Genomic DNA, 26,092 nt, shown 5'->3' on the forward strand with positions numbered 1-26,092 from the left:
TCCGTCCTGTCGTCTCTCGCGGCGGAGGCCGACCGCGCCCGGTGGGGCGCGGCCGGCCTGCTGCCGTCACTCAGGGCTGGTCACCGCGACGCGGGCCGCCCGCAGCACCTTCTCGCCCATGCGGTAGCCGGGCTGCATGACCTGGGCGATCGTCGTCGACGTCGCCTCCGGGTCGGTCGTGGCCATGAGGGCGTCGTGGAGCTCGGGGTCGAACTCCTCCCCCGGCGCACCGAACCGCGCGAGCGCGAACCGCTGGGTCAGCGTGTCCTCGAGCTTCTCGGCGATCGCGCCGACCGGCCCGGTGAGGTCACCGTGCTGGCGGGCGAGGTCGATCTCGTCGAGCACGCCGAGCAGCGACTCGACGACCTCCACCTGACCACCGGTCCGCTGCTCGCCGGCCGCGGCCTTCGAGCGGCGCACGTACCCGTTGTACTCCTGCTGGAGGTTGTACAGGTCGGCGTTGCGCCGGGCGAGCTGGTCGCTGAGATCGGCGGCCTCGGCCTTCGCGGCGGCGAGGGCACCGTCGGCCACGGGCGCGGCGCCCTCCTCGGGCGCCGCCTCCGCGGCGGTCTCGGCGGCCTCCTCCTCGGGGGTCACCTCGCGCACCTTGCCGGTCTCCGGGTCGATGCGGCGCCGGTCACGGACGACGGGCTTGTCGTAGGCGCCTTCGGCGCCGGCGGGGTTCTCGGCCGTCACCTGTTCTCGTCCTCGTCCACGATCTCGGCGTCGACGACGTCGTCGTCGGCGCCACCGGCCGACTGCTCGGTGCCGGGCGTGCCCTGGGGCGCGCTCTGCTCCTGGTTGGCGTACAGCGCCTCACCGATCTTCTGCGCCGCGGTGGTGAGGGCCTGCTGCTTGGCGCTGACCTCGGCGATGTCCTCGCCCTCGAGCGCCTTCTTCAGGTCGTCGACGGCGGTGCGGACCTCGCTGGAGACGTCCTCGGGGAGCTTGTCCGCGTTGTCCGTGAGCAGCTTCTCCGTGGAGTAGACGAGCTGCTCGGCGGTGTTGCGGGTCTCGGCCTCCTCGCGACGCTTGCGGTCCTCCTCGGCGTGCGCCTCGGCCTCCTTGACCATGCGGTCGATCTCGTCCTTCGGCAGGGCCGAGCCACCGGTGATGGTCATCGACTGCTCCTTGCCCGTGCCCCGGTCCTTGGCGGACACGTGGACGATGCCGTTGGCGTCGATGTCGAAGGTGACCTCGATCTGCGGCATGCCGCGGGGCGCCGGCGCGATGCCGGTGAGCTCGAAGGTGCCCAGCGGCTTGTTGTCGCGGGCGAACTCGCGCTCACCCTGGAACACCTGGATGAGCACGCTCGGCTGGTTGTCCTCGGCGGTGGAGAACACCTCCGAGCGCTTGGTCGGGATGGCCGTGTTGCGCTCGATGAGCTTGGTCATCACCCCGCCCTTGGTCTCGATGCCGAGGGACAGCGGCGTGACGTCGATGAGCAGGACGTCCTTGCGGTCACCCTGGATGACGCCGGCCTGGAGGGCGGCGCCGACGGCGACGACCTCGTCCGGGTTGACGCCCTTGTTGGGCTCCTTGCCGCCGGTGAGCTGCTTGACCAGCTCGGTGACGGCGGGCATGCGGGTGGAGCCACCGACGAGCACGACGTGGTCGATGTCGGAGACCTTGATCCCGGCGTCGCTGATGACGGCCTGGAACGGGGCCTTGGTCCGGTCGAGGAGGTCCTTGGTCATCTCCTCGAACTGCGCCCGGGAGAGCTTCTCGTCGAGGTGGATGGGGCCGTTCTCGCTCATCGAGAGGTACTGCAGCGAGATGTTGGTGTTGAGCGCCGAGGACAGCTCCTTCTTGGCCTGCTCGGCGGCCTCACGCAGACGCTGGAGGGCGATCTTGTCCTTGGACAGGTCGACGCCGTCCTTGTTCTTCACCTGGGTGACGAGCCAGTCGACGATCCGCTGGTCCCAGTCGTCGCCGCCGAGGCGGTTGTCGCCGTTGGTGGCGCGCACCTGGATGGTGGAGAAGTCGTCCTCGTCCTTGCCGATCTCCAGCAGGGAGACGTCGAACGTGCCGCCACCGAGGTCGAAGACGAGGATGAGCTCGTCCTCCTTGCCGCGCTCCAGGCCGTAGGCGAGGGCTGCGGCGGTGGGCTCGTTGACGATGCGCAGGACGTTGAGGCCGGCGATCTGGCCGGCGTCCTTGGTGGCCTGGCGCTCGGCGTCGTTGAAGTACGCCGGCACCGTGATGACGGCGTCGGTGACCTGCTCACCGAGGTACTCCTCGGCGTCACGCTTGAGCTTGCCGAGCACGCGCGCGGAGATCTCCTGCGCGGTGTAGCTCTTGTCGTCGATCTGCTGGGACCAGTCCGTGCCCATGTGACGCTTGACCGACGTGATGGTCCGGTCGACGTTGGTCACGGCCTGCCGCTTGGCGACCTCGCCGACGAGAACCTCGCCGGACTTGCTGAAGGCGACCACCGAGGGCGTCGTGCGCGCTCCCTCGGCGTTCGCGATGACGGTGGGCTCGCCACCCTCGAGAACGGCGACCACCGAGTTCGTGGTGCCCAGGTCGATTCCGACCGCTCGTGCCATGTGGGTTACTCCTCCAGTCCGTGGGCGGGGGTCTCTCCCGCCCTTGAGTCGTCCTCACTCAAGTCTGCGCCCGCTCGGCGAGTTGTCCAAATCGAACGGGGTCAAGTTGAGTCTATGTGGCTCAACCCCGTCCGGTGCGGTTTCATTCCCGGGCCTCAGCGGCGTGGCACGAGACCGCTCTCGTAGGCGAGGATCACCAGCTGCACCCGGTCGCGAAGCCCGAGCTTGGCGAGCAGGTTGCCCACGTGGGTCTTGACGGTCGTCGTGGAGAGGTGGAGCTCGGCGGCGATCTCGCCGTTGGTCATCCCGGCGGCAACGAGCCGGAGGACCTCGGTCTCGCGCGGCGTGAGGTCCGCGAGCCGCGGGTCCTTCTCCTCCGCACGGCCCCGCGCGTGGAGGCGGTCGGCGACGAGCCCGAGGAGCAGCTGGGTGACCCGCGGCTCGACGACGGCGTCGCCCGCGGCGACGGCACGGACGGCCCGGATGAGCTCCGCGGGCTCGGCGTTCTTGAGGAGGAACCCGCTGGCCCCCGCCTGCAGCGCGCCGAAGGCGTACTCGTCCAGGTCGAACGTGGTGAGCACGAGCACGCGGGTGGCGGGGTGCGCGGCGACGATGCGCCGGGTCGCCTCGATGCCGTCGCCCCCCGGCATCCGGACGTCCATGAGCACGACGTCGGGGGCGAGGGAGGCGACCTGCTGGAGGGCGACCCGGCCGTCGGCGGCCTCCCCCACGACCCGGAGGTCCGGCTCGGTCTCGAGCACCATGCGAAATCCCCGGCGCAGCAGTGCCTGGTCATCGGCCAGCAGGATCGTCGTCATCGCGGCTCCCGTCCTCGTGCTCCCTCGACCGGCAGCGCGACGGCGACGCGCCAGCCGCGCTCCGGCCGGGGCCCGGCGTGGCAGGTGCCGCCGAGGACCGCCGCCCGCTCCCGGATCCCGACCAGGCCCCGACCGCTCCCGTGCGTGGACGCTGCGGACGACCCTGCGTGCGGCCCGTCGTCGAGCACCTCGATCGTCACGGCGTCTGGGGTGCGGACGACCTCGAGCTCGACCCGCCGAGCCGCCGGGGCGTGCCGCAGGACGTTTGTCAGGGCCTCACCGACGATCCGCCGCACCGCGAGCGCGACCGGCCCGGGGAGGTCGACGTCGAGGCCGGTGGCGGCGACCGGCAGGCCGGCCGCGCGGAACCGGTCGACCATGGCCACGAGGTCCGCCGTCTCCTCGCGCGGGTCGGGGGCGGTCTCGTGCAGCGCCGCCAGTACCCGCTTCATGTCGGCCAGCGCGCTCCGGCCGGTGGCCGAGACCTCGCGCATCGCCTCCCGTGCCTGTTCGGGGGACCGCGGCGCGACGGCGGCGGCGCCGTCGGCGAGCGCCACCATGACCGAGATGCTGTGCGCGACGACGTCGTGGACCTCGCGGGCGACCGTGGTGCGTTCGGCGGTGCGCGCCATGAGGAGGTCCTGCCGGTGCTCGCGCACCCGGGCCTGCGCCTGGGCCTGCGCGGCGAAGTCGCGCTGACGCCTGCTCCGCACGCTCAGCCCGGCCACGACGGCGGTGAGCAGGAGGAGGGCGGAGAAGGTGGCCTCGAAGACACGGGAGTCGATGCCCGCGAGCAGGGCTCGGCCGAGCCCGCTCCACTCCTCCGGCGACCTCGCGCCGGGTGGGTGGTCCGGCGGGCCCTCGGGGAGCCTGGACAGACCGAGGACGACGTCCCACACGTCCAGGCTGAGCCAGGCGAGCATCGACGCGCCCACCGCGAGGATCGAGCCGAGGACGGCCGGCCAGGTCCGCACCGGCGGCCAGGTGGCGGCGAGCGCATGGACGGCCAGGGCGGTGCCGAGCACGGTCGCGCCCGGCGCGCCGGTGACCGCGATGGTGAGCACCGCGAGCAGCGCGGTCACCACGACCGTCCGGACCGGGTGACGACGTCTGCCCCGGAGCGCCAGCGCCCCCAGCACGCCCGTGACCGCCGTGATCCCGACGACGCCCAGCGCGCTGCGCGAGCCCGGCGGGTAGGTGTACCAGATGACGCTCGGCAGCAGGTACGTCGCCGCCGTCACCAGCGCCACCGCGAGGTAGCCCCGCCACACGAGCCTGTCCGCGAGGTCGGGCCGCTCGGCGAGGGTCTGCCGTGCCCGCTCGATCCCGCTCCGGAGACGTCCACGAGCGCTCGCGGGCCATGCGGACGCCCTCGGCCGGTCGGGACTCACCCCCCGAGTCTGCCAGGTCACGATCTGCCCCCTCCCGCGGACGGCTCAGACACCGCTGCGCCGCAGCCTCACCGCGGCGGTGAGGAGGAGCGCGCCGACCCATGCCGCCGTCACCCCGAGCCCGAGCCAGGGGGTGAGTCCGACGCCTGCCTGAGCGGCCCGCTCCGCGGCTCCGGCGTCGGACTCCATGGCGAGCCGCCCCGCCCAGCCGGGCAGGGTGGCCAGCAGCCACGGCGCCCCGAGGAAGGGGACCACCTGCTCCAGGAGGAACACCAGACCCACGCCGGCGACCAGCCCGGCGGCCGGACCGCGTGCGACGGTGCCGAGTGCGACCCCGAGCACCGCCACCGCCACGAGGTAGAGGACGAACCCGCCGAGCACGCGCCGGGTCTGCGGGTCGGAGAGGTCGAGCGCGAGGGAGAGCTCGGCCCGGAACGGCAGCAGCGCCAGGGACGTCACGGCGAGCGCCGCGGCCGCCGTGAGCACGGCGGCGACGGCGACGGTGAGCACCTGGGCGGCGAGCACGGGCAGACGGCGCGGGACCGCGAGGAACGTCGAGCGCGCCGCGCCACTGGGGTACTCCGCGGCGCTGACGAGCACCCCGAGGACGAGCACGGGGAGCTGGGTGGCCACCAGCGCGAGGGTGAGCATGCCGAGCATGCTGGGCGGCTGGGAGTCCAGCTCGTAGCGGGCCTGGTAGGCGACGAAGGTCGCTATCGCGGCGTTGACGGCGACGGCGACGACGGCTGCCCACCCGGTCGACCGCAGTGCCAAGGCCTTGCCCAGCTCGGCACGCAGGACGCGGACGGGAGTGACCCCGGGCCGGTCGGGCAGGCCGACGGGCAGCACGGCAGGCGCGACCGAGTGCTCAGACATCGCGGCCCCGCAGCCTGACCGCTGCCACGGCGAGCACGATCAGTGCCCACCCTCCGGTGACGGCGACGCTCGTCCACGCGCCCACCGGAAGCTGCCCCAGGTCCCGCAGCAGCTCGAGGAACCCGTCGGTCGCGGGGACGAGGGTCGCGGCGTGTCCGGGCAGCGCGGCGAGGACGGGCTGGAGCGCGTCCGGCACGACGACCGCCGCGATGCCGAGGACGAAGACGACGAAGGCGACGAGAACCGCGGTCGTGCTCCGGCGCAGGAGCATGCCCAGGCCGAAGCAGAACACGGTCGCGGCGACGAGGTAGGCCGCCGACCCCACCCACATCCGGGTGGTCTCTGGGGTGAGGGCGGTCGACAGCCCGGGCCCGAGGTCGCTCAGCAGCGTCGCACCGGCCGCGAGGCCGAGGGTGAGCGTCGCGGTGAGGGCGGCCACCGCCGTCGTCACGAGCGCCTTGGCGACGAGCACGAGCGTCCGCGACGGGACGGCGAGGAACGTCGGACCGGCGCTGCGGCTGGAGAACTCTCCGCTGCCGAGCAGCACGCCGAGGAGCAGCATCGGGAACTGGGTGACGATGAGCGTGCTCGTGACGTAGTAGGCCACGCTGCCGTACCCGTCCGGTCCGACGAGCGGGTCGTTGCCCCCGAGCCAGGCGAGCGCGGCGGGGAGGAGCACCATGACGGCGACCACCCAGCGGGTCGAGCGCAGCCCCCAGGCCTTGGACCACTCCGCGGCCACGACCCGGCCGAGGGTGGTGCCGCGGCGGGCCGGCAGGCCGACGGCGGGGGGCAGCGTGAGCCCGGCGCTCATCGCGCTGTCTCCGTCCCGGTCCGGTACTCCACGGCATCGGCCGTGAGGCCGAGGTAGGCCTCCTCGAGCGTGCCCGAGACGGTGGACAGCTCGTGCAGGGTGAGCCCGAGCTGGGCGGCGAGCGCACCCACGGACCCGGCGTCGGCGCCGGTCACCTCGATGAGGTCCGACTCGGGCATGGTGACCGTGGCGCCGCCCCGTTCGAGGGCGCGGGCCAGCGGGGCGGGGTCGGACGCGCGAGCCCGCACGACGCCCGCCCGGGCGGTGGCGGCGACGAGCGAGCGCAGGTCCTCGTCCGCGAGCAGCCGGCCCCGGCCGATGACGACGACCCGGCTCGCGGTCTCCGCCAGCTCGCTCATGAGGTGGGAGGACAGGAGCACGGTGCGCCCCTCGGCGGCCAGCGCCCGCAGCAGGTGCCGGATCCACCGCACCCCGTCCGGGTCGAGCCCGTTGACCGGCTCGTCCAGGACGAGGGTGGGCGGGTCCCCGAGCAGGGCCGCGGCGATGCCGAGCCGCTGCCCCATGCCGAGGGAGAACGTCCCGACCCGGCGCCGGACGACCGACCCGAGGCCGGCGAGCTCGACCACCTGGTCCACCCGCGCCCGGGCGATGCCGTGGCTGCGCGCCAGCCCCAGGAGGTGGCCGAGCGCCGTCCGCCCGGGGTGCGCGTTGCGCCCGTCGAGCATCGTGCCGACCTCCTGCAGCGGGGCGCGCAGGTCGGCGTAGCTCTGCCCGTTCACCCGCGCGGAGCCGGACGTCGGCCGCTCCAGGCCGACGACGGCGCGGATCGTCGTCGACTTCCCGGCGCCGTTCGGCCCGAGGAAACCGGTGACGGTCCCGGGCGCCGCGGTGAACGTCAGGTCGTCCACCGCCGTCGTCGCGCGGTAGCGCTTCGTCAGGTGGGTCACCTCGATCATGTCTCTCCTCCAGTCCCACCGGCGGCGCCGGCGACACCTCGACGCTAGGAGCGGCGCGCGAGGAGCAGATCGTCCGCGGCGACGAGATCGGGGCGGGAGCCGTCTCCTCCCCGGGAAGGAGACGGCCGGGCCGGGTGGTCCCGGGGGTGGACCCGCTTCCGGTTGCGGATGGGGCTGGTGAGGTCGACTCTTCCCGCACAGGCCGTCGGAGGGGGACGAGATGAGCGCGACACCGCAGACTGCTCAGGCGCAGCCGGAGCTCAAGCGGGCCATGGGCCCCAAGCTGCTCCTCCTCTTCATCGTCGGCGACATCCTCGGCACCGGCGTCTACGCCCTCACCGGCCAGGTGGCCGCCGAGGTCGGCGGCGCGGGGTGGGCACCGATCCTCCTCGCCTTCGCCGTCGCGACGGTGACCGCGTTCTCCTACCTCGAGCTCGTGACGAAGTACCCCCAGGCCGCCGGGGCGGCGCTCTACACGCACAAGGCCTTCGGCGTCCACGTCGTCACCTTCCTCGTGACGTTCGCGGTGCTCAGCTCGGGGCTCACCTCCGCCTCCACAGCGGCCAAGTTCCTCGGGGAGAACTTCATCGAGGGCTTCGGCCTGGAGTGGGGCCAGGGCGGCGTCACGCTCGTCGCGCTCGGCTTCATGCTCCTGCTCGCGCTCGTCAACCTCCGCGGAGTCTCCGAGTCGCTCGTCTTCAACGTCGTCCTCACCCTGGTCGAGCTCACCGGCCTGCTCATCGTCATCGCCGTCGGGTTCTGGGCCATGTCCCAGGGCGACGTCGACTTCGGCCGGACGGTGGTCTTCGAGACGAGCGGGGACAAGAGCGTCTTCCTCGCCCTCACCTCCGCGACGGCGCTCGCCTTCTTCTCGATGGTCGGCTTCGAGGACTCGGTCAACATGGCCGAGGAGACGAAGGACCCCGTCCGCACGTTCCCGCGGGTCATGCTCACCGGGCTCAGCGTCACCGCGGTTGTCTACGTGCTCGTGTCGGTCACCGCCGTCGCCGTCGTCCCGGTCGGCGAGCTCGCGGCGAGCCAGACCCCGCTCCTCGAGGTGGTCCGGCGCGGCGCGCCCGACGCTCCCGTCGACACGATCTACCCGTTCCTGTCGATGTTCGCGGTGGCGAACACGGCCCTCATCAACATGATGATGGCGAGCCGCCTCGTCTACGGGATGGCCAAGCACGAGGTCGTGCCGCCGCTGCTCGGCAAGGTGCTGCCGGGACGCCGCTGCCCGTGGGTGGCGATCCTCTTCACCACCCTCCTCGCCTTCGGGCTCATCTGGGGGGTCACCCAGGTGGCCGGGGAGGAGACGGTCACCGCGCTCGGCGGCACCACCGCGCTGCTCCTCCTGGCCGTCTTCGCCGTCGTCAACGTCGCGACGATCGTGCTGCGCCGCCACCCGGTGGACCGGGAGCACTTCCGGGCCCCGGCGGTGCTGCCCTACATCGGGGCGCTCACCTGCGCCTTCCTCGTCGGCCCGTGGGCCCAGGACCCCATCGAGTACCAGATCGCCGGCGGGCTCATCGCCATCGGGCTCGTCCTGTGGGTCCTCACCTGGGTGTTCTACCGCCGCGGCCGCGCACCGCTCGAGCCCGGCGAGGCGGACGCCCCCGTGCGGTAAGCGTCAGCCGGCCGTGGCCGGCTCGTCGGGCTCGACCGTCCGCTGGTCGGCGCCCACGCCCGGGCGGATCCGGAGGCTGGAGAGCAGCCCGAGGAGGAGGGCGGCGGCGCCCACGTACGCCGCGCGCGAGGCGCCGTCGGTCATCGCGTCGCGCGCTGCCTGCGCGACGTCCGCCGTCCGCGGGTCGGCCGCGAGCGCCGAGATCGTGCCACCCGAGCTGGCGATCACCGCGTCGACGAGCTGCCCGACGCTCGGGTCGGTGGCGACGGCGTCGGCGAGCCGGCTCTCCGTCCCCGTCCGGAACGTGGTGAAGAAGGCGGTGCCGAGCACGGCGATGCCGAGGGCCGAGCCGGTCTGCCGGGCGGTGCTCTGCGTCGCCGAGCCCTGCCCGCTGCGCTCGACGGGCACGTCGGCGAGCACGACGCTGGTGAGCTGGGCGGTCGCCAGGCCGACGCCGATCCCGTAGACGAACAGGACCGGGGAGGTGAGCCACGGGGTGCTGTCGGGGCGGATGAGCACGGCGAGGGTGAGGACGGCGAGGACCTCCAGGCTGAGTCCGATCCGCACGACGACGACCGGGGTGAGCATGCGCGAGAGCGCCGCCACGCCGCCGCTCGCGACGAACGAGCCGACGGCGAGGGGGACGAGGGCGAGGCCGGCCTCGAACGCGCGGAACCCGAGCACGTTCTGGAACCACAGCGGCAGGGTGAGGATGAGGCCGAACTCCCCGAAGCTCACGATGAGCGCGGTGACGTTGCCGTTGGCGAAGGAGGGGATGCGGAAGAGCGACAGGTCGAGGATGACGCCCCTGCCGGCCCGGTCCCGGGCCCGCTCCCACAGGACGAAACCGACCAGCGCGACGACCGCGATCCCGAACGCGAACGGGACGGGCGACATCCCGCCGATGTCGAAGGAGGCACGCTCCTCGGCCCGCCACCACCCGTAGCTCCGCCCCTCGATGAGGCCGAAGACGAGCGCGCCGAAGCCGACGATGGACAGCAGCGCGCCGATCACGTCGGTCCCCGGCACCCCCCGGGTCTCCCGCGACTCGGCGACGAACAGGAGCAGGCCGGCGAGGATGAACAGGCCGATGGGGACGTTGATGCCGAAGGCCCACCGCCAGCTCGCGTACTCGATGAGCCAGCCGCCGGCGAGCGGGCCGAAGGCGGCCATGCCGCCGATCGTCGAGCCCCACACGGCGAAGGCGATGGCCCGCTCCCGGCCGTGGAAGTTCGCGTTGAGCAGGGCCAGGGTGGTCGGCAGGATCATCGAGCCGCCGAGGCCCTGGAAGGCGCGCCCGATGATGAGGTGCGCGCCGCTGGAGGCGACGACGCACAGCACGCTCGAGGCGATGAAGATCGCGACGCCGATGAACATGATGCGTCGCCGGCCGAAGCGGTCGGCGACGCGGCCCCAGGTGAGCAGCAGGGCGGCGAACAGCAGGGTGTAGATCTCCTGGACCCACTGGATCTCCGTGCTCGAGATGCCGAGGTCCGCGACGATCGAGGGGATCGCGACCGAGACGATCGTCGAGTCCATGATGATGAGCGCGACGCCGAAGCTGATCGCGAGCAGCCCCCACCATCGGAAGCGCACGAAACGGTCAGGCAGTGCCGGACCCTGCGTACCGGTGTTCGCCATCCGACTCCTCCGGGGTGTGCGCCCGCGGTCAATCTACGCCTGACCCGCACGGATCTCGTGTCGAGGGACGAGACGATCCGAGCCGGACATACCGGACGGTGAGACGGGCCGTCCCGACCGTTGTCCAGCCTCCTGCGACGTTCCTAGCGTCTGGTCCACGACGTCGTCAGGGCGTCACCGGCCGAGGGGGACGCGATGCTCACGACGACAATGCCCGTGACGGCGGGCCGGGCTGCGGCCCGTGTCGAGCTGCGGGGCGTGGGGCGGACCTTCGCCCCCCGCACCCCCGCCGGCCGGCCGCGGACCGTGCTCACCGGCGTCGACCTCATGGTCGAGCCCGGTGAGATCCTCGCGCTGCTCGGCGCCTCCGGCTGCGGGAAGTCGACCCTGCTGCGTCAGGTGTGCGGCCTGGACGTCCCGACGAGCGGGGAGCTGCACATCGACGGGAAGCCGGTGACCGGTGCCGACCCCCGCTGCGCCGTCGCCTTCCAGGAGCCGCGGCTGCTGCCGTGGCGCAGCCTGCGGCGCAACGTCGCCCTCGGCCTCCCGCCGGGTACGCCCCGCGCGACCGGGGCCGCCCGGGCGGAGGAGCTGCTCGCGCTCGTCGGCCTCGCCGACCGCGCAGAGGACCGCCCGCGGCAGGTGTCCGGCGGGATGGCCCAGCGGGCCTCGCTCGCCCGCGCGCTCGCCCGCGACCCCGGCGTGCTGCTGCTCGACGAGCCGTTCGGCGCGCTCGACGCCCTCACCCGGCTGCGGATGCAGGACCTGCTGCTCGACCTCCACGCCGCACAGCCCACGACCGTCCTCCTCGTCACCCACGACGTCGAGGAGGCCCTGTACCTCGCCGACCGCGTCGTCCTTCTCGGACCCGCCGTGCCCGGCGGCCCGAGCACCGTGCGCACCGTCGTCACCGTGCCGGGCGCCCGTCCCCGCGACCGGGGCAGCGCCCGGCTCACCCACCTGCGCGCCGAGCTGCTCGACGGCCTCGGCGTCCCCACCCACCACGCCTGAAGGGCCCGCCCATGACCATCCGTACCGTGACCACCGCGGTTCTCCTCGCCGCCGCCGGCGGCCTCGTGCTCAGCGGCTGCGTGGCCGGCGAGGGCTCCGCCGTCGCCCGTGACGACGACGCCGGCGACACCTGGAGCGCCGACACCCTCACCGTCGACTTCGCCACCTACAACCCGCTGAGCCTGGTCGTCCGCGAGCAGGGCTGGCTGGAGGAGACCCTGGGACCGGACGTCACGGTCGAGTGGGTCCAGTCCGCCGGCTCGAACAAGGCCAACGAGCTGCTCCGCTCGGGGGCGGCCGACGTCGCCTCGACCGCCGGCTCCGCCGCGCTCCTCGCGCGGGCCAACGGCTCGCCCATCCACACGATCGCGCTCTTCGACCAGCCGGAGTGGTCGGCCATCGTCGTGCCGAAGGGCTCGGACGTCACCTCCGTCACCGACCTCGCCGGCCGGTCGGTCGCCGCGACCCGCGGCACCGACCCGTACTTCTTCCTCCTGCAGAGCCTGGAGGAGCACGGCGTGGACCTCGCGGACGTCGAGGTGCAGAACCTCCAGCACGCCGACGGGCGGGTGGCGCTGGAGAACGGCGCCGTCGACGCGTGGGCGGGGCTGGACCCGATCATGGCGGACACCGAGCTCAACGCCGGCTCCCGGCTCGTCTACCGCAACGTCGACTTCAACACCTACGGCTTCCTCAACGCCCGCGCGGACTTCCTCGCGGAGTCCCCGGACCTCGCGCAGGTCGTCGTCGACGCCTACGAGCGGGCGCGCGGGTGGGTGGCGGACAACCCGGAGGAGACGGTCGCGATCCTCGCCGAGGTGGCCGGGATCGAGCCCGACGTCGCGGAGAAGGTCGTCCTCGAGCGGACCAACCTCGGGATCGACGCGGTGCCCGGGGAGGCGCAGCGGGCCGTCCTCGAGGTCGTCGGGCCGATCTTCGTCGAGACCGGCGACGTCCGCTCCCAGGAGCAGATCGACGAGGCACTCGACACCCTCCTCGTGGACACCTACGCCCGCCGGGCCGACCCGGCCGGCGCGGGCGGCGCGGGCTGATGGCCGCGACCGTCGAGGGCGCTGCCCGCCCCGTCGTCGTCCCGGTGGGCGAGGAGCGGGCGGTGCCGGCCCCCGGCCCCACGCGCGTTCACCGGTGGCACCGGCTGGCGGCCGTCGTCGTCCCGCTCGCGCTGCTCGGGCTGTGGCACCTCCTCACCGCCGTCACCGGCACCTTCGCGCCCTACCAGCTGCCCTCACCGGCGGCGGTGTGGGCCGCCGGCACCGAGCTCGCCGCCGACGGCACCCTGTGGACGCACGTGGCCATCTCCACCCAGCGCGTGCTGCTCGGCTTCGCGGTCGGCGCGGCGGCGGGCCTGGCGGTGGGAGCGCTCGTCGGCCTGTCGCGGTGGGCCGACACCCTGCTCGCCGGGACGGTCGGGGCGCTGCGCGCAGTCCCGTCCCTCGCCTGGGTGCCGCTGCTCATCCTGTGGATCGGCATCAACGAGGACTCCAAGGTCACGCTCATCGCCATCGGCGCCTTCTTCCCCGTCTACACGACGGTGGCGTCCGCGCTGCGGCACGTCGACCCGCACCTCGTCGAGGTCGGCCGGGCCTACGGGTACCGGGGGGTCGGGCTGCTCGCGCGCGTCCAGCTCCCGGCCGTCACCCCGGCCGTCGCCGCCGGGCTGCGCCTCGCCCTCGCGCAGAGCTGGCTGTTCCTCGTCGCGGCCGAGCTCATCGCCTCGTCGATGGGACTGGGCTTCCTCCTCACCGACTCCCAGAACAACGGCCGGGTCGACCGGATCCTCCTCGCCATCCTCGCCCTCGCCGTCCTCGGCAAGGCGACCGACGGGCTGCTCGGGGTGGCCGAGCGACGGCTCGCCAAACGCTGGTGACGTGTCGGCCGGCGCCACTAGCGTGACGGCATGGTGATGACCCTGGGCATGGTGACCTTCGACACGACCGACGCGAACCGTCTCGCCGACTGGTGGGCGGAGCAGACGGGCGGTGAGGTGGTCGAGCGCAACGATGGCTGGTTCGCCATGGTGGCCGTCCCGTCGCTGCCGGTGCGGCTGGCGTTCCAGAAGGTCGCCGACCCCACGCCGGGCAAGAACCGGGTGCACCTCGACCTCTCGTGCCAGGACCTGGACGCCGAGGTCGACCGCCTGCTCGACGCCGGCGCCACGCTCGTCGAGCGCCGCGGGGACGAGAGCTTCCGGTGGGTCACCCTCGCCGACCCGCACGGCAACGTCTTCTGCGTGGCCGAGGAGTCCGGGCACTCCTGAGCTGGGGACTCCCGCGCCCGGACGGGTGGGCGCGGGGGGACCTCAGGCGCCGCGAGCGTCACCGGGGCTCGTCGGGTGCCCGCACGACACCGAGGAGTGAGGTCATGGCGGCGGTGAGGGCGCCGTCGCCGCGGACCTCGGCCCGGTCCCGCGCGTCGGCCGGGCCGAGCCTGCGCGCCGCCAGCCGCCAGAAGGTGTCGGGGTCGAGGACGACCTCGGCGTCCGGGAGACCCTGAACCGGTCCGGGGGTCCACCGGCCCTCCTTCCGGACGGCGTCCCAGGTGCCGCCGGCGGGCCCGGTGATGCTGAGGCGGGCACGGGTGCCGACCGGTCGCTCGACCTGCCGCAGGCTGAACGGGAGGGCACGCGCGAAGGTGTCGACGACGGGCGCCAGGAGGTGTGGCCGGTCGCCGCCAGGGCGCCTGACGGCGTCGCGGACCTGCTGCTCGTGGACCCACAGCTCGGTGAGCTCCCGGGCCAGGTCGAGCCAGCGCGGGCAGGCGCCGGCGCTCGCCCAGGAGACGTCGGCGTCGGCGCGGGCGTGGAGGTCCTGACCGGCCCACAGCGTGTCGAGCTGGGGCCCGAGATGGACGAGGAGGTCGATGAGCAGGCGAGGGCTCACCTGCCGCGCGACGGCGACGAACGCCTCGTTGGCGGCGTCGAGCCGCTCGGGCAGCGAGCCTCCCGGCGGCAGCGCCACCCGGTGGCCGTCACGCGTGGCGGCCAGCCGGCGGACGTGGTCGTGGAGCACGTGCGCGACGACGTCCTGGACGCTCCAGCCCGGCAGCGCCGGCGCGGCCCACTCCTCGGCGGTGAGGCCCTCGAGCAGGTCGAGGAAGGACGCGCGCTGCTCCGGGAAGAGGGGCCGCACGTCGAGCGGCACGCCGAACGCGTCGCCCCAGTGACCGCTGCCCGAGCCCTCCACGTCGTCCCCCTCCCTCGGGGCATCATCGCTCGCGTGACGCGGCCGGTCGAGGGTTTACCGGTCCGGTCGGCCGGCGAGCCGGACGGCACCTCCCGAACCGAGGCGGCGTGTGAGCCAGGCCACAGCGATGTCAGTGGTCGCCGATAGCGTCAGAGCAACGACGCGGGAGGTGAGCGCAGTGGCAGGACCGGTCGAGCTGGAGGCCCAGGGTCTCGCCGCCGCGCCCCGCGGGCCGCGCCGTGCGACCCACCCCGGCCAGGGGAGCCGGCGGGTCCACCGGTCCCCTGGGGCGGCACCCCTCGTGACCGGACCGTCCACCCCGCCTGGCCCGGACGACCCGCTCGCGGCGCTCGCCGAGGTGGCTGCCACCCTGTCCACCCTCGCGGGGACCGAGTGGCACGGGCTGCCCGGCCAGGCCGTCCACGACGCGCTCGACCTCCTCGAGCAGTCCGCGCGGCGTCTGGAGGCGGCCCGCTCAGCCGTCCTCACCGCCGCGGAGGCGAACGGGCTGTGGGCCCTGCACGGCTCGCGGACGTTCGCCGCCTGGCTGCGTGCTCGCACGGGCTCGACGGCCGCGGCGGCCGCACGCCAGGTCCGCGAGGCGCGGGCGCTGCGTGACCACCTGCCGGTGACGCGGGCGGCGCTGGGTGCGGGACGACTCGGTGCCCAGCACACCACCGTTCTCGTGCGGGAGACCACCCGCACGGCCCGGCTCCGGTCCCACCTGGCCGACCCCGAGGTCGGGGAGCGGTTCCTCGTCGAGCAGGCGCAGGAGATGGACGCCGGGACGTTCACCTCGCTCGTCCAGGCCTGGGCGGTCGCGGCCGACCCGGAGGGCGCGGACCGCGCGTGGCGCGAGGCCGACGGCAAGGAGGAGCTCACCCTCTCCCCCACCACCGGCGGGTGGCAGGTGCGCGGCTGGCTCGACGACGTCTCCGGCCAGGTCGTCTCCACCGCGCTCGGCGCCCACGCCGGACGCAAGGGCGCCGAGGACGAGCGCACCCCCGCCCAGCGGCGCGCCGCTGCCCTCGTCTCGCTGGCCCACCAGTCGCTCGACGCCGGCGCGCAGCGGACGGCCGCCCGCATCCGCCCGCACCTCACCGTCACCGTGTCCCTCGAGCTGCTCCGGGCGCTGGCCGCGGCCACCGGGTCCGCAGTCCCCGCGCACGGTCCCGGTCTGTCGGCAGGCCCGCTCGGGCTGCCCGCCCAGCTCGCGCTGAGCGCGCCGGGCGGTCCGCAGGACCCCGCCCGTCCCCAGGCGCCCGGGTCGGTCGCGGCCGGTGGGCCGGTGGAGGTCGGTCCCGAGGCGAGCTCGTGGGTGGAGCGCTGGCGGACGGGGGACGACCACGTCATCTCCACCGCCCTGGACCCCGCCTCGCTGCGCGGGCTCGCTCCCGCCACCCTCGAGGACGGCACCCCCGTCGCACCGGCGCTGCTGGCCCGCCTGGCGTGCGAGTCACAGCTCTCGCGGGTGGTGTTCGGGCCGGACTCCACGGTGCTGGACGCGGGGCGCGACAAGCGCATCTTCCCCGCCAACCAGGTACGGGCGATCATCGCCCGCGACAGGCACTGCCAGTGGCCCGGCTGCGACGAGCCGCCCGGTTTCGGCGAGGTCCACCACTCGCTGTGGTGGGCGCTGCACCGGGGCCGCACCGACGTCGAGCACGGGGTGCTCCTGTGCTGGCACCACCACGACTGGGTCCACGCCCGCCAGGTCACCATCACCCGGTCCTCCGGCCGGTGGTGGTTCCACGACCGCAACGGCCGGCAAGTCACCGCTCCCGGACCTGGCCCCTGACCGGAGAGGGGACAGGTGCGCCCTCGAGGAGGCTGACGTCGTTGGGCACCAGCCGCATGACGTCGCGGATCGCGAGCATCGCCGGGACCGACCCGCCGGGCGAGCTGATCCAGAAGCTGATGTCCTCCCTGCCGTCCTCCGCGGAGAGCAGCAGGAGCTGGGAGCACAGACGGTTGCCTGCCTCCTGGTCGAGCTCGGTGCCGAGCACGATGATGCGCTGGGCCATGAGCCGGTGGGCGATCTCCTGGTCGAACGGGACCAGGCCCGTGGTCTGGGTCGTCATGACGGCATCCCACCCCGCCTGCCCGCGGCACTCACGCTGCCCCGAGCGGATCCGCCCCCGGCGGACACGCCGAGGGCGGGCGGCTACCGTGGTCCCACGGCGAGGCGCCCGCACCACCCCCGGGAGGCCGACATGCGGTATCTCATGCTCATCTGCCACGACGCCGAGGTCCACCCCGGCCAGGAGGAGCTCGCCGCCGATCCGGACCACCAGCGGTGGCTCGCCGACGTCACCGGGCGCGGCGCGTTCCTCGGCGGCGACCGGCTGCGCCCGGCGGAGACCGCGACGAGCGTCCGCGTGCGTGACGGACGCACGCTCGTCACCGACGGCCCGTTCGCCGAGACGAAGGAGTTCGTCGGCGGCTACGTCCTCCTCGAGTGCGCCGACCTCGACGAGGCGCTCGAGATCGCCGCCGCCCACCCGTTCGCCCGCCGCGGCACCGTCGAGGTCCGGCCGGTGTGGGAGCCATGACGTCCGACGGGCACGACGCCGTCTCGGACGCGGTCACCGAGGCGTTCCACGCCGAGTGGTCGCAGGTGGTCGCGACGCTCATCCTCCGCACGGGCGACTGGGACCTCGCGGAGGACGCCGCCCAGGAAGCGTTCACCATCGCCGTGGACCGGTGGCGACGTGAGGGTGTGCCGCGAAACCCCGGCGCATGGCTGACGACGACGGCGTACCACTGGGCGGTGGACCGGCTGCGGCGCGAGGCGGTCGGCGCCGCGAAGCACGCGGAGGTGGACCGGCTCGCCGGGCAGCGCGCGCCGACGGTCGAGTGCCCGGAGGACGACCGGCTGCGGCTGGTCTTCACCTGCTGCCACCCCGCGCTCGCCCTCGACGCACGGGTCGCTCTCACCCTGCGCGCCGTGGCAGGGCTGACGACGGCGGAGGTGGCCCGCGCCTTCCTCGTCCCCGAGGCGACGATGTCCCAGCGCCTCGTCCGCGCCAAGCGGAAGATCCGCCAGGCGGGCATCCCCTACCGTGTCCCTCCCCCCGAGCGCCTGGCGGAGCGGACCGCCGGGGTCCTCGCCGTCGTCTACCTCCTCTTCACCGAGGGGCACGCCGCGAGCTCGGGCACGAGCCTCCTCCGCAAGGACCTCACGGCCGAGGCCGTGCGCCTGGGTCGGCTCCTCCTCGGGTTGCTCCCGACCGACCCCGAGGTCCGCGGCCTGCTCGCACTCATGCTCCTCCACGAGTCGCGCCGGCCGGCGCGCACCGACGCCGCCGGCGCGCTGGTCCCGCTCGAGCGCCAGGACCGTACCCGCTGGGACCAGGACCTCGTCGTCGCAGGCACGGCGCTCCTCGAGGAGGCGCTGGCGGCCGGGCGGCCCGGGACGTACCAGGTGCAGGCGGCGATCGCGGCCTGCCACGCCTCGGCCCCCGACGCGGAGAGCACCGACTGGCCGCAGGTCGCCGCGCTGTACGGGATGCTCGCCGACCTGTCCCCCTCACCGGTCGTCGAGCTCAACCGCGCCGTCGCCGTCGCCATGGCGCAGGGACCTTCCGCCGGTCTGCGGATCGTCGACGAGCTCGGAACCTCCGGCGCGCTCGACGGCTACCACCTGCTTCCCGCGACGCGTGCCGACCTGCTGCGCCGGCTCGGGCGCGACCCGGAGGCGCGGGCCGCCTACCGCAAGGCGCTCGAGCTGGCCCGCACGGACGCCGAGCGCGGGTACCTCGCCTCCCGGCTCGCCGAGGTGGGCGGGCCGGGTCAGAACACGTAGCGAGTCTGTCCGAACGGGTTCTTGGCGAAGGCGAACGCCCGGTCCGGCGTCACCGTGAAGACCAGCGCCTCACCGCCGTCGGCATGCCGGAAGGCCCCGTCCCTCACGTCGAACTGCCACTGGCCGTCCCACTTCTCGCCCCACGCCCCGGCGAGTCGGCGCAACACCTGCTGCTCCGTCGTGCGGACCGCCCGCCCCTCGAGCACGACGTCCAGCCCGCGGTCCCACTCCGTCGAGCCGGTGAGGAGCGCGACGTGCGGGTCGTGCCTGAGGTTGAGGGTCTTCTGCTCGGCAGGGCCCGAGCAGAAGTGCACCGCGTCGTCGAGCGCGACGGCCACGAGCGGGGTGACGTGCGGCCGTCCGTCCCGCCGCACCGTCGTGAGCCAGCACAGCTGGGCCGTCGCGAGGGCGTCGACGGCCGTCGACCACGGTGTCGGCACGGCATCGGGGTCGCTGAAGCGTGGGTCGAGGGAGGTGTCCGGCGTGCGCATGGTGCTCCTCGAGGTGCAGGGCCGACACCGGGGCAGACCGGCGGGACGGCTCGAAGTCATCTGCCCGGCGATGTCGGTCCCGGCAGGTGCCGTTCGTCGGTCGGGTGAGAGCTCCGGACAGCGGAGCCCGTACCGGGAGGGGAACCACGATGCTGCTCACCGACAAGACGGCCGTCGTCTACGGCGGAGCGGGTGCGATCGGCTCCGCCGTAGCGCGCACCTTCGCCGCCGAGGGTGCCGTCGTGCACCTCGCCGGGCGCACCCTGGCCACCCTGGAGGAGGTCGCGGGCGAGATCCGCGCCGCCGGCGGGCAGGCGCACGCAGCCGTCGTCGACGCACTGGACGGCGGCTCGGTGGCACAGCACGCGGCCGCCGTCATCGCGGAGTCGGGAGGCATCGACGTCAGTCTCAACGCCGTCGGGGTCGACCACGTCCAGGGCGTGCCCCTCACCGAGCTGCGTCTCGCCGACTTCGAGCTGCCGGTCCGCACGTACACGCGCACGAACTTCCTCACCGCGACGACGGTGGCGCGTCACATGGGACGGCGCGGCAGCGGGGTCGTCCTCCTGCTGTCGACGACCGCCGCGCGCGTCGCGATGGCGACCGACGGCTTCGGCCCGGCGAACGCGGCGGTCGAGGCGCTCGCCGTCCAGCTCGCGGGGGAGGTCGGGCCGCGGGGCGTCCGTGTCGTCGCGCTGCGCCCCGACGGGATCCCGGAGACAGCACGTCACGGCTCCCACGTCGCCAGGGTGTGGGCACGGATGGCCGAACGCGCGGGGATGACCCTCGCCGAGCTGCTCGAGTCACCCGGCGCGCCGAACGGCCTGCTGCCCGGGCCGGTGCGCATCCAGGACGTCGCGGACGCCGCGGCGTTCCTCGCCTCCGACAGGGCCGGCGGCCTCACCGCGACGACCCTCAACCTCAGCGGCGGCGCGGTGCTCGGATGACTCGGGCCGACCGCCCGCGCAGCAGCTGGAGCCCTCGGGCGAGCCCGCCGGCCGCCAGCCCCCACAGCGCACCGACGGCGACCATCACCAGCAGCAGGAACGGCAGGGCGATGAGTCCGGCCGCCCCGGCGGAGGAGAGCGCCGCGACGGCCGCGACGAGGAACGTGTAGCAGCCGGCGAACACCCCGGTGAGGACGAGGGTGGCAACGGGGCGCTCCTCGCGGCCACGGCCGCCCACGACGTAGACCCACAGGGCGGTGACGACGACGGCGAGCACGAGACGTGCCGTGCCGTCGGTGCGGTCACCGGCGTCCCCGAGCGTGCGGGGCAGGGCGAGGGTGAGAGGGAGCAGCGCGAGGACGAGGGCGAGCCCGACGCGTCGGGCGGGCCATTGACGGAGGACGGTTCGGTCGGTGGATGCCATGCCGACAACGCTAGGAACGCCGGTCCGGCCGGGCGTCGGGCGGGAGGCGGCAGCGAGGTCGCCTGCGACGGACGACGCCGGTCTCCTCCCGGGGACGCCGGCCGTCCTCCCCGGTCAGCGGACGACGGCGTACCGGGCGCAGACGAAGGCGCCGTTGCGCGCCGTCTCGAGCAGCTCGAGGTCGAGGCGGCGCGGCAGCAGCGGCGCCCCGGAGCCGAGGGTCACCGGCGCGTACTGCACCCACACCTCGTCGACCAGCCCGCGGTCGGTGAACTGCCCGACGAGCTCCCCTCCCCCGACGATCCACACGTCGCGTCCCGCCGCGGCCGCGACCATCTGTGCGTGGACCTCGGCGACGTCGCCGCTGGTGAACCGCACGTCCCCGGGGGGCGGGGGGAAGTCGCGGTGGGTGAAGACCCAGGCCGGCATGTCGTAGGCCCACCCGTCGTCGTGGTCGAGGACCCACTGGTAGGTGGTGGCGCCCATGGCGATCGCGCCGACGCGCGCCTCGAAGGCGCGGTAACCCATCGGGCCGTCGGGATCGTTCTCCTGGGACAGCAGCCAGTCGAGGGAGTGGTCCTCCGTCGCGATGAAGCCGTCGAGACTGCTCGCGGTGAAGTAGTGGGTGCGGGTCATGTCGGTCCTGTCGTCGAAGCCTGGGCGCGTCCGGTGCCGGGGCGGGCCCTGCACGACGAACGCCGTCCGTCACCCGTGAGGAGTGAGGCGCCGCGGAGGAACGCCAAGGACCTGTTCGGGGCACCCGGACGGCCGGATACTGGTCCTGACCGGCAGGGGAGGGCACGATGGCCGTCGCTGCGGCAGGACACCTGCGGATCGGCGAGAGGGCCGACGTCGAGAGCGCCGCCTCCGCGCTGGCCGCCGGCGCCTTCGTCGTCCACGCGTTCGCGAACCTCTACGCGCTGACGACCCGGGCCGACGAGCCGACCGTCCGTGCGGCGAACCGGCTCAAGGGCCGTCCGCCGGGACAGGTGGGGAGCGTGACGACGACACCGGCGCGACTCACCGGTCTGCTCGACCTCACCCGGCTGACCGACGGACTCCGGCCTGACGACGTCCTCGGCGCCGTCGAGGAGCTGCTCTGCCTGGGCCCTCTGGGGTTCCGGGCTCCCGCCGCGGAACACGTGCCGGACCACCTCACCGTGCGTGACGCCACCGGCCGCTGGGTCCAGGTCATCGTGCCCGGCTACCGGTGCCCGTCGAACGGGTTCCTCGCGCGAGGTCTGCGGCTGTGCGGCAGCGACCACCTGCACATCACGTCCGCGAACCGCTCGCACCACGTGACCGGGACGACGGAGGAACCACCTCACTACCGTGCCGCCGCGATCCAGGTCGAGCTCGGCGGGGATCCTCGCGTCGTCGTGCTCGAGCACGACGACGAGGCCACCGCCCTGCACGCGTATCCGCGGCACGCCCCGATGTCGACGACGGTCCTGGGGTTCCGGCCCGGCCCGCCGGGGAGGAGCCTCACCCTGGAGCGGCTCGGTTCCCTCCCGGCGGACGAGGTCCGAACCGTCCTCGCCCACCACGGGCTCGTGCTGGTCGTCCCTGCCGACCTGCGCCCGCTCGCGCAACGCGTCTACTGACCCAGCCGGCCGGTCAGACCGTCTCGACCGGGCGACCCTCCTCCGCCCAGGCGGCGAACCCTCCGTCGAGGTGGGCCACATGGGCGTACCCCATCTCCTGGAGGGTCGCGGCGGCCAGCGCCGAGCGGCCGCCGCTGGCGCAGTGCAGCACCACCCGCTTCGTCGGGTCCAGCGCCTCGTCGTGGTACGGGCTCGTGGGGTCCGCCCGGAACTCCAGCATGCCGCGCGGGACGTGCACCGAGCCCGGGATCCGACCCGCAGCCGCGAGCTCGGGATGGTCGCGCAGGTCCACGAGGACCGCACCACGCTCCAGCTCGGCCGCCACTGCTGCGGGGTCGAGGTTCTCCACCTTGGCCCTCGCCCGGGCCACCATGTCCTTCGCACTCTTCGCCACGGGGCGCTCCTGTCTCGAGTCGCCCGGCTCCCGGAGCATACGCCCCCTCGGGGAGTCCCTGGAAGGGGAATCTCAGCCGGCGCCGACGTCCTGGACGGTGCGGGACAGCAGGCAGAACTCGTTGCCCTCGGGGTCGGCGAGCACGACCCAGCTGACGTCGGGCCCCTGCCCGATGTCGGTGGGCCGGGCACCGAGCGCGCGCAGCCGCGCGAGCTCCTCCTCGGTGCTCACGCCGTCGGCGCGCAGGTCGAGGTGCAGCCGGTTCTTCACGGTCTTGCGCTCGGGGACGGGCAGGAAGTCGATCGTCGGCCAGGAGCCGTCGGGCGGGCCGATCGACACCCCTTCCTCGTCCTCCTCGACCACCTGCCAGCCGAGCACGGCGCACCAGAACTCGGCGACGGCGGCCGGCTGCTCGCAGTCGACGGCGAGGGCGGCGAGACGACTGGTCATGTGAGGGCCTCCAGCTTCCTGACGATGCGCTGCACGGTGAGCCACGTGCGCGTGGTGATGTCCTTGCCGTAGGCGCGGTCCAGCCACACCATGAAGTCCGGGGTCCGGCCCGGCTCGCTGTTGTCGATGACGGCGAGGAACGCGCCGGCGCCCTCGTCGTAGCCGACGACCCGGGTGAGCGGGTCGGGCTCCGGCGGCAGCGGCACCGCGTGAGGGCGTGCCTTGAGGAACGTCACGGTGAGGTAGCTCCCGCGCCCGTGGGTCAGCCCGTCGAAGGGGTCACGGTCGAGGAGGTCGCGCAGCTCGGTGAGCTCGCGGACGATGGTGCCGCCGCCGATGCCGAGCCCGGTCCCCAGCGCCTCCTGGATCCGGTCCTCGAGGGCGGGCACGTCGGCCTCCGTGCTGCGGAAGACGATGTTCCCGCTGGCGAGCACCGACCCGACCGACTCCAGGCCCAGCCCTTCGAACACCCCGCGGAGCTTGTCGTTGGTCATGCTGGGGTTGCTCGGGGCGATGCCCCGCAGCAGTGCGGCGTACCTGCCCATGTCGCCTGACCCTAGACCCAGCCGCACCGTCGCGTCAGTGGTTGTGGCCGCCGTCGTCGCCGGTGGGCAGGGTCCGGGGCGGCTCGGTGCCGGGCTCGACGACGACGAGCTGCCCCATGAGCCCCTCGTCCTCGTGACGCAGGAGGTGGCAGTGGAACATGTACGGGCTGTCCGGGTCGGAGTAGTCGGCGAACTGCATGATGAGGCGGTAGGTGCGCCGCGGCTCGAGGTAGACGGTGTCCTTCCAGCCGGCGAGCTCGGGCGGCGGCGGCTCGCCGTCGACGTCGAGGACCTGGAACTGGACGTCGTGAATGTGGAAGTTGTGGGTGAGGGGGTCGATGCTGCGCACCTCCCAGATCTCCGTCGCCCCCTCGGTGACGACCTCGTCGATGCGCGAGAGGTCCATGCTCCGGCCGTTGATCATCCGGACGGCGACCTCGAGCTCGCGGGTGACGGTGGCGGCCGACTCGGGGATCCGGGGGACCTCGGCCAGCACGTCGGGGACCGGCGGGGAGGGCGTGAGGGTGGGGGCGGCGCGCAGCTCGAGGACCTCGAAGACGTCCCGCCCGCCGAACGCGGCGGGAGCGGCGACGTCGCCCAGGTCCGGGGAGTCGGAGTCGAGCGTGGCGACCTCCCCGGGCTCGAGCTCGACGACGACCTCCGCGCGCTCGCCGGGCGAGAGCCGGACCCGGCTCGTCTCGTGCGGCTCGGCGAGGAGGCCGCCGTCGGTGCCGACGAGGTGGAAGGTGCGCTCGTCGGTGAAGCCGAGGTTGTACGTGCGCGCGGTCGAGGCGTTGAGGAGGCGCAGCCGGACCCGCTCCGTGGTCACCTCGTGGTACGCCCCGACGGTCCCGTTGACCATGACCATCGAGCCCATGAGCCCCGGTTCGGTGCTGTTGCGGTCGAGCGTGAGCCGGCCCTCGTCGTCGAGGTGCTTGTCCTGGACGACGACGGGCACGTCGTCGACCCCGTAGGTCGCGGGCAGGTCGGGCGCGGCGGCCGGGTCGTCGAGGAGGAACATCCCGGCCAGGCCCCGGTAGACGTGCTGCTCGGTCCGGCCGTGCGGGTGCGGGTGGTACCAGAGCGTGGCCGCGGGCTGGTCGATCACCCACGTCGGGCGCCACGTCTCCCCCGGCTCGATCATCTGGTGCGGCCCGCCGTCCATCTCGGGCGGCAGGTGCATACCGTGCCAGTGGACCGTCGTCGCCTCACCGAGGTCGTTGGTCACCTCGACGGCGACACGCTCCCCCACCTTCGCGCGCAGCGTCGGCCCGAGGTAGGGACCGTCGAAGCCCCACGTCGGCGTCGCGACGCCGGGACGGAACTCCGAGGTGCCCTCCTGGGCGGTGAGCTCGAAGACGCGGGTGCCGTCCTCCTCGACGCGTGACTCGGCGAGCGGCGGGATCGCGAGCGGGGTGGTGAAGTCGACCGGCTCGACCGGGAACGCGGAGCTCCCGGACGCCGAGCCGCTGCAGCCGGCGAGGACGCACGCGCCGGCCGCGAGCGCCGCGAGGGCGCGGCGCAGCGGGCGGGCGGCGGGGGTGGTGGTGGTCATGCCTCGACGCTAGGAACGCCGGGACGCGCCGACGTCCGTCCACGGGCGTCCGGTGCGACGTCACCGGTCGCACGCCCCGTCAGCGCGAGGCGACACCCCTCGACGCCGTCGGGCCGACGGGGAGGTGCCACCCGGTGCCTACGCTGGGGCAGTGGCCCGACCTCGCATGTCGCCCGTGTGGCTCGTCCTCACGGGCATCGCGTCGGTACAGCTCGGCGCGACCATCTCCAAAGGCCAGTTCGGCGAGATCTCGCCGAGCGGCATGGTGCTGCTGCGCCTGGCGACGAGCTCCCTCATCCTCCTCGCCATCGCCCGCCCCTCCCCGCGGGGCCGCAGCGCCGCGGACTGGCGCCCGGTCCTCACGCTCGGGCTCACCCTCGGGGCGATGAACTGGGCGTTCTACGAGTCCTTCGCGCGCATCCCGCTCGGGGTGGCGGTGACGATCGAGTTCATCGGGCCGCTGACCCTCGCCGCCGTGACCGGCCGGCGGCCGCGCGACCTGCTGTGGGTCGGGCTCGCCGCCGCGGGCGTCGTCCTGCTCGGCCTCGCGCCCGGGGCGGGGGCCGACGCCCTCGGCTTCGCGCTCGCCCTGTTCGCGGGCGCGTGCTGGGCGCTGTACATCCTCGCCGCCGGGGCGACCGGACGCCGCTGGGCGGGCATCGACGGCCTCGCCCTCGCGAGCACGATCGCGACGCTCGCGGTCGCGCCCGTCGCCGTCGCCTCCGCGGGCACCACGCTGCTCGAGCCGCGGCTGCTCGTCCTCGGTGCGGCCGTCGGGGTGCTCAGCTCCGTGGTCCCCTACAGCCTGGAGATGATCGCGCTGCGGACGATGCCGCCCCGCGTGTTCGGCATCCTCATGAGCCTGGAGCCGGCCGCCGCGGCACTCGCCGCCGCCCTCATCCTCCAGGAGTGGCTCACCCCGGTGCAGCTGGTCGCCGTCGCGTGCGTGAGCGCGGCGAGCGTGGGGGCCACGCGCGGTTCGTCGGCAGGTGAGGCGGCCGGCGAGGCGGTCGGTGAGCAGCCGTGAGGC

The 26,092-nt window shown here is 74.0% G+C and carries 27 protein-coding genes and 1 pseudogene; 11 read left to right on the forward strand and 17 right to left on the reverse strand.

Annotated elements, in window-relative coordinates; genetic code table 11:
* Positions 1 to 66 precede the first annotated feature (66 nt).
* The 7 genes from FE251_RS14480 to FE251_RS14510 all read right to left on the reverse strand — a co-directional run bounded on the left by FE251_RS14480 (position 67) and on the right by FE251_RS14510 (position 7,365).
* Positions 67 to 696 (reverse strand): nucleotide exchange factor GrpE, encoded by a 630-nt coding sequence (locus FE251_RS14480; RefSeq protein ID WP_179954764.1) that lies wholly within the window; start codon positions 694 to 696, stop codon positions 67 to 69.
* Positions 693 to 2,549, reverse strand: coding sequence for a molecular chaperone DnaK (gene dnaK / locus FE251_RS14485; protein ID WP_139072405.1), 1,857 nt, complete (start codon positions 2,547 to 2,549; stop codon positions 693 to 695). Before dnaK ends, FE251_RS14480 begins: the two co-directional genes overlap by 4 nt.
* A 155-nt stretch (positions 2,550 to 2,704) precedes the next feature.
* The gene (locus tag FE251_RS14490) at positions 2,705 to 3,367 is read right to left on the reverse strand and encodes a response regulator (RefSeq protein WP_139949120.1); all 663 of its coding nucleotides are present in this window, start codon (positions 3,365 to 3,367) and stop codon (positions 2,705 to 2,707) included.
* A complete protein-coding gene (locus FE251_RS14495) occupies positions 3,364 to 4,758 on the reverse strand; it encodes a histidine kinase (RefSeq protein WP_139949121.1) in 1,395 nt (464 codons plus the stop codon). The genes FE251_RS14490 and FE251_RS14495 overlap by 4 nt, the downstream gene beginning before the upstream one ends.
* Positions 4,759 to 4,803: 45 nt before the next feature.
* Entirely contained in the window at positions 4,804 to 5,634 is an 831-nt protein-coding gene (locus tag FE251_RS14500) for a hypothetical protein (RefSeq protein WP_139949122.1), read from the reverse strand.
* Positions 5,627 to 6,448, reverse strand: coding sequence for a hypothetical protein (locus tag FE251_RS14505; RefSeq protein ID WP_139949123.1), 822 nt, complete (start codon positions 6,446 to 6,448; stop codon positions 5,627 to 5,629). Before FE251_RS14505 ends, FE251_RS14500 begins: the two co-directional genes overlap by 8 nt.
* On the reverse strand, positions 6,445 to 7,365 hold the full coding sequence (locus tag FE251_RS14510) for an ABC transporter ATP-binding protein (protein ID WP_139949124.1): 921 nt from the start codon (positions 7,363 to 7,365) through the stop codon (positions 6,445 to 6,447). The genes FE251_RS14505 and FE251_RS14510 overlap by 4 nt, the downstream gene beginning before the upstream one ends.
* 220 nt (positions 7,366 to 7,585) lie before the next feature.
* Here FE251_RS14510 and FE251_RS14515 point away from each other — a divergent pair, with 220 nt between their 5' ends.
* The gene (locus FE251_RS14515; RefSeq protein WP_230976450.1) at positions 7,586 to 8,992 is read left to right on the forward strand and encodes an APC family permease; all 1,407 of its coding nucleotides are present in this window, start codon (positions 7,586 to 7,588) and stop codon (positions 8,990 to 8,992) included.
* Positions 8,993 to 8,995: 3 nt separating this feature from the next.
* Here FE251_RS14515 and FE251_RS14520 read toward each other — a convergent pair whose 3' ends face one another.
* On the reverse strand, positions 8,996 to 10,633 hold the full coding sequence (locus FE251_RS14520) for a DHA2 family efflux MFS transporter permease subunit (protein WP_139949125.1): 1,638 nt from the start codon (positions 10,631 to 10,633) through the stop codon (positions 8,996 to 8,998).
* Between the two features lie 195 nt (positions 10,634 to 10,828).
* Between FE251_RS14520 and FE251_RS14525 the strand changes: the two genes are divergently transcribed.
* The 4 genes from FE251_RS14525 to FE251_RS14540 are packed head-to-tail and all read left to right on the forward strand — an operon-like array spanning position 10,829 to position 13,922.
* Positions 10,829 to 11,644: an ABC transporter ATP-binding protein gene (locus FE251_RS14525; RefSeq protein WP_179954765.1), complete on the forward strand. Its 816-nt coding sequence runs from the start codon at positions 10,829 to 10,831 to the stop codon at positions 11,642 to 11,644.
* An 11-nt stretch (positions 11,645 to 11,655) separates the two neighbouring features.
* Positions 11,656 to 12,696 (forward strand): aliphatic sulfonate ABC transporter substrate-binding protein, encoded by a 1,041-nt coding sequence (locus FE251_RS14530; RefSeq protein WP_139949126.1) that lies wholly within the window; start codon positions 11,656 to 11,658, stop codon positions 12,694 to 12,696.
* The gene (locus FE251_RS14535; protein ID WP_139949127.1) at positions 12,696 to 13,532 is read left to right on the forward strand and encodes an ABC transporter permease; all 837 of its coding nucleotides are present in this window, start codon (positions 12,696 to 12,698) and stop codon (positions 13,530 to 13,532) included. Before FE251_RS14530 ends, FE251_RS14535 begins: the two co-directional genes overlap by 1 nt.
* A 30-nt stretch (positions 13,533 to 13,562) precedes the next feature.
* Positions 13,563 to 13,922, forward strand: coding sequence for a VOC family protein (locus FE251_RS14540; protein ID WP_139949128.1), 360 nt, complete (start codon positions 13,563 to 13,565; stop codon positions 13,920 to 13,922).
* A gap of 58 nt (positions 13,923 to 13,980) precedes the next feature.
* On the opposite strand, the gene FE251_RS14545 is transcribed toward FE251_RS14540, so the two are convergent.
* The gene (locus FE251_RS14545; RefSeq protein ID WP_139949129.1) at positions 13,981 to 14,847 is read right to left on the reverse strand and encodes a maleylpyruvate isomerase family mycothiol-dependent enzyme; all 867 of its coding nucleotides are present in this window, start codon (positions 14,845 to 14,847) and stop codon (positions 13,981 to 13,983) included.
* A 301-nt stretch (positions 14,848 to 15,148) separates the two neighbouring features.
* On the opposite strand from FE251_RS14545, the gene FE251_RS14550 reads away from it, so the two are divergent.
* Entirely contained in the window at positions 15,149 to 16,645 is a 1,497-nt protein-coding gene (locus FE251_RS14550) for an HNH endonuclease signature motif containing protein (RefSeq protein WP_168202753.1), read from the forward strand.
* Between the two features lie 25 nt (positions 16,646 to 16,670).
* Here FE251_RS14550 and FE251_RS14555 read toward each other — a convergent pair.
* Positions 16,671 to 16,928 (reverse strand): annotated as a pseudogene (locus FE251_RS14555) (ClpP family protease); the annotation flags it as partial.
* A gap of 132 nt (positions 16,929 to 17,060) precedes the next feature.
* On the opposite strand from FE251_RS14555, the gene FE251_RS14560 reads away from it, so the two are divergent.
* Positions 17,061 to 17,399 (forward strand): YciI family protein, encoded by a 339-nt coding sequence (locus FE251_RS14560; protein ID WP_139072384.1) that lies wholly within the window; start codon positions 17,061 to 17,063, stop codon positions 17,397 to 17,399.
* Complete coding sequence (locus tag FE251_RS14565; RefSeq protein ID WP_139949369.1) at positions 17,396 to 18,652, forward strand: RNA polymerase sigma factor; 1,257 nt, start codon at positions 17,396 to 17,398, stop codon at positions 18,650 to 18,652. The genes FE251_RS14560 and FE251_RS14565 overlap by 4 nt, the downstream gene beginning before the upstream one ends.
* Here the strand turns inward: FE251_RS14565 and FE251_RS14570 are convergent.
* A complete protein-coding gene (locus FE251_RS14570; protein ID WP_139072382.1) occupies positions 18,640 to 19,143 on the reverse strand; it encodes a pyridoxamine 5'-phosphate oxidase family protein in 504 nt (167 codons plus the stop codon). The genes FE251_RS14565 and FE251_RS14570 overlap by 13 nt on opposite strands.
* Positions 19,144 to 19,292: 149 nt before the next feature.
* Between FE251_RS14570 and FE251_RS14575 the strand changes: the two genes are divergently transcribed.
* Positions 19,293 to 20,090 (forward strand): SDR family NAD(P)-dependent oxidoreductase, encoded by a 798-nt coding sequence (locus tag FE251_RS14575; protein WP_139949132.1) that lies wholly within the window; start codon positions 19,293 to 19,295, stop codon positions 20,088 to 20,090.
* On the opposite strand, the gene FE251_RS14580 is transcribed toward FE251_RS14575, so the two are convergent.
* A complete protein-coding gene (locus FE251_RS14580; protein WP_139072380.1) occupies positions 20,065 to 20,514 on the reverse strand; it encodes a hypothetical protein in 450 nt (149 codons plus the stop codon). The genes FE251_RS14575 and FE251_RS14580 overlap by 26 nt on opposite strands.
* Before the next feature lie 114 nt (positions 20,515 to 20,628).
* Positions 20,629 to 21,150, reverse strand: a complete 522-nt coding sequence (locus FE251_RS14585; RefSeq protein WP_139072379.1) for a dihydrofolate reductase family protein — start codon at positions 21,148 to 21,150, stop codon at positions 20,629 to 20,631.
* 167 nt (positions 21,151 to 21,317) lie between these two features.
* Here FE251_RS14585 and FE251_RS14590 point away from each other — a divergent pair, with 167 nt between their 5' ends.
* Entirely contained in the window at positions 21,318 to 22,118 is an 801-nt protein-coding gene (locus tag FE251_RS14590) for a hypothetical protein (RefSeq protein WP_139949133.1), read from the forward strand.
* Positions 22,119 to 22,131: 13 nt separating this feature from the next.
* Here FE251_RS14590 and FE251_RS14595 read toward each other — a convergent pair whose 3' ends face one another.
* The 4 genes from FE251_RS14595 to FE251_RS14610 form a co-directional block, all read right to left on the reverse strand.
* Positions 22,132 to 22,512 carry a rhodanese-like domain-containing protein gene (locus tag FE251_RS14595; protein ID WP_230976451.1) on the reverse strand — a complete coding sequence of 127 codons (381 nt, stop codon included), beginning with the start codon at positions 22,510 to 22,512 and terminating at the stop codon, positions 22,132 to 22,134.
* 72 nt (positions 22,513 to 22,584) lie between these two features.
* The gene (locus FE251_RS14600) at positions 22,585 to 22,962 is read right to left on the reverse strand and encodes a VOC family protein (RefSeq protein ID WP_139072376.1); all 378 of its coding nucleotides are present in this window, start codon (positions 22,960 to 22,962) and stop codon (positions 22,585 to 22,587) included.
* The gene (locus FE251_RS14605) at positions 22,959 to 23,507 is read right to left on the reverse strand and encodes a DUF1697 domain-containing protein (protein ID WP_139949135.1); all 549 of its coding nucleotides are present in this window, start codon (positions 23,505 to 23,507) and stop codon (positions 22,959 to 22,961) included. Before FE251_RS14605 ends, FE251_RS14600 begins: the two co-directional genes overlap by 4 nt.
* Before the next feature lie 34 nt (positions 23,508 to 23,541).
* A complete protein-coding gene (locus FE251_RS14610; protein WP_139949136.1) occupies positions 23,542 to 25,062 on the reverse strand; it encodes a multicopper oxidase family protein in 1,521 nt (506 codons plus the stop codon).
* A gap of 151 nt (positions 25,063 to 25,213) precedes the next feature.
* On the opposite strand from FE251_RS14610, the gene FE251_RS14615 reads away from it, so the two are divergent.
* The gene (locus FE251_RS14615) at positions 25,214 to 26,089 is read left to right on the forward strand and encodes an EamA family transporter (protein WP_230976452.1); all 876 of its coding nucleotides are present in this window, start codon (positions 25,214 to 25,216) and stop codon (positions 26,087 to 26,089) included.
* Positions 26,090 to 26,092: the final 3 nt, after the last annotated feature.

The sequence above is a fragment of the Georgenia wutianyii genome (genome assembly GCF_006349365.1).
GTDB lineage: Bacteria > Actinomycetota > Actinomycetes > Actinomycetales > Actinomycetaceae > Oceanitalea > Oceanitalea wutianyii.

Excerpts from the sequence above, each read along its gene's own strand:
- dnaK (WP_139072405.1), bottom strand. The coding sequence starts at position 2,549 with ATGGCACGAGCGGTCGGAATCGACCTGGGCACCACGAACTCGGTGGTC.
- FE251_RS14490 (WP_139949120.1), bottom strand. The coding sequence starts at position 3,367 with ATGACGACGATCCTGCTGGCCGATGACCAGGCACTGCTGCGCCGGGGA.
- FE251_RS14500 (WP_139949122.1), bottom strand. The coding sequence starts at position 5,634 with ATGTCTGAGCACTCGGTCGCGCCTGCCGTGCTGCCCGTCGGCCTGCCC.
- FE251_RS14505 (WP_139949123.1), bottom strand. The coding sequence starts at position 6,448 with ATGAGCGCCGGGCTCACGCTGCCCCCCGCCGTCGGCCTGCCGGCCCGC.
- FE251_RS14510 (WP_139949124.1), bottom strand. The coding sequence starts at position 7,365 with ATGATCGAGGTGACCCACCTGACGAAGCGCTACCGCGCGACGACGGCG.
- FE251_RS14515 (WP_230976450.1), top strand. The coding sequence starts at position 7,586 with ATGAGCGCGACACCGCAGACTGCTCAGGCGCAGCCGGAGCTCAAGCGG.
- FE251_RS14520 (WP_139949125.1), bottom strand. The coding sequence starts at position 10,633 with ATGGCGAACACCGGTACGCAGGGTCCGGCACTGCCTGACCGTTTCGTG.
- FE251_RS14525 (WP_179954765.1), top strand. The coding sequence starts at position 10,829 with ATGCTCACGACGACAATGCCCGTGACGGCGGGCCGGGCTGCGGCCCGT.
- FE251_RS14530 (WP_139949126.1), top strand. The coding sequence starts at position 11,656 with ATGACCATCCGTACCGTGACCACCGCGGTTCTCCTCGCCGCCGCCGGC.
- FE251_RS14535 (WP_139949127.1), top strand. The coding sequence starts at position 12,696 with ATGGCCGCGACCGTCGAGGGCGCTGCCCGCCCCGTCGTCGTCCCGGTG.
- FE251_RS14540 (WP_139949128.1), top strand. The coding sequence starts at position 13,563 with ATGGTGATGACCCTGGGCATGGTGACCTTCGACACGACCGACGCGAAC.
- FE251_RS14560 (WP_139072384.1), top strand. The coding sequence starts at position 17,061 with ATGCGGTATCTCATGCTCATCTGCCACGACGCCGAGGTCCACCCCGGC.
- FE251_RS14565 (WP_139949369.1), top strand. The coding sequence starts at position 17,396 with ATGACGTCCGACGGGCACGACGCCGTCTCGGACGCGGTCACCGAGGCG.
- FE251_RS14570 (WP_139072382.1), bottom strand. The coding sequence starts at position 19,143 with ATGCGCACGCCGGACACCTCCCTCGACCCACGCTTCAGCGACCCCGAT.
- FE251_RS14575 (WP_139949132.1), top strand. The coding sequence starts at position 19,293 with ATGCTGCTCACCGACAAGACGGCCGTCGTCTACGGCGGAGCGGGTGCG.
- FE251_RS14580 (WP_139072380.1), bottom strand. The coding sequence starts at position 20,514 with ATGGCATCCACCGACCGAACCGTCCTCCGTCAATGGCCCGCCCGACGC.
- FE251_RS14585 (WP_139072379.1), bottom strand. The coding sequence starts at position 21,150 with ATGACCCGCACCCACTACTTCACCGCGAGCAGTCTCGACGGCTTCATC.
- FE251_RS14590 (WP_139949133.1), top strand. The coding sequence starts at position 21,318 with ATGGCCGTCGCTGCGGCAGGACACCTGCGGATCGGCGAGAGGGCCGAC.
- FE251_RS14600 (WP_139072376.1), bottom strand. The coding sequence starts at position 22,962 with ATGACCAGTCGTCTCGCCGCCCTCGCCGTCGACTGCGAGCAGCCGGCC.
- FE251_RS14605 (WP_139949135.1), bottom strand. The coding sequence starts at position 23,507 with ATGGGCAGGTACGCCGCACTGCTGCGGGGCATCGCCCCGAGCAACCCC.
- FE251_RS14610 (WP_139949136.1), bottom strand. The coding sequence starts at position 25,062 with ATGACCACCACCACCCCCGCCGCCCGCCCGCTGCGCCGCGCCCTCGCG.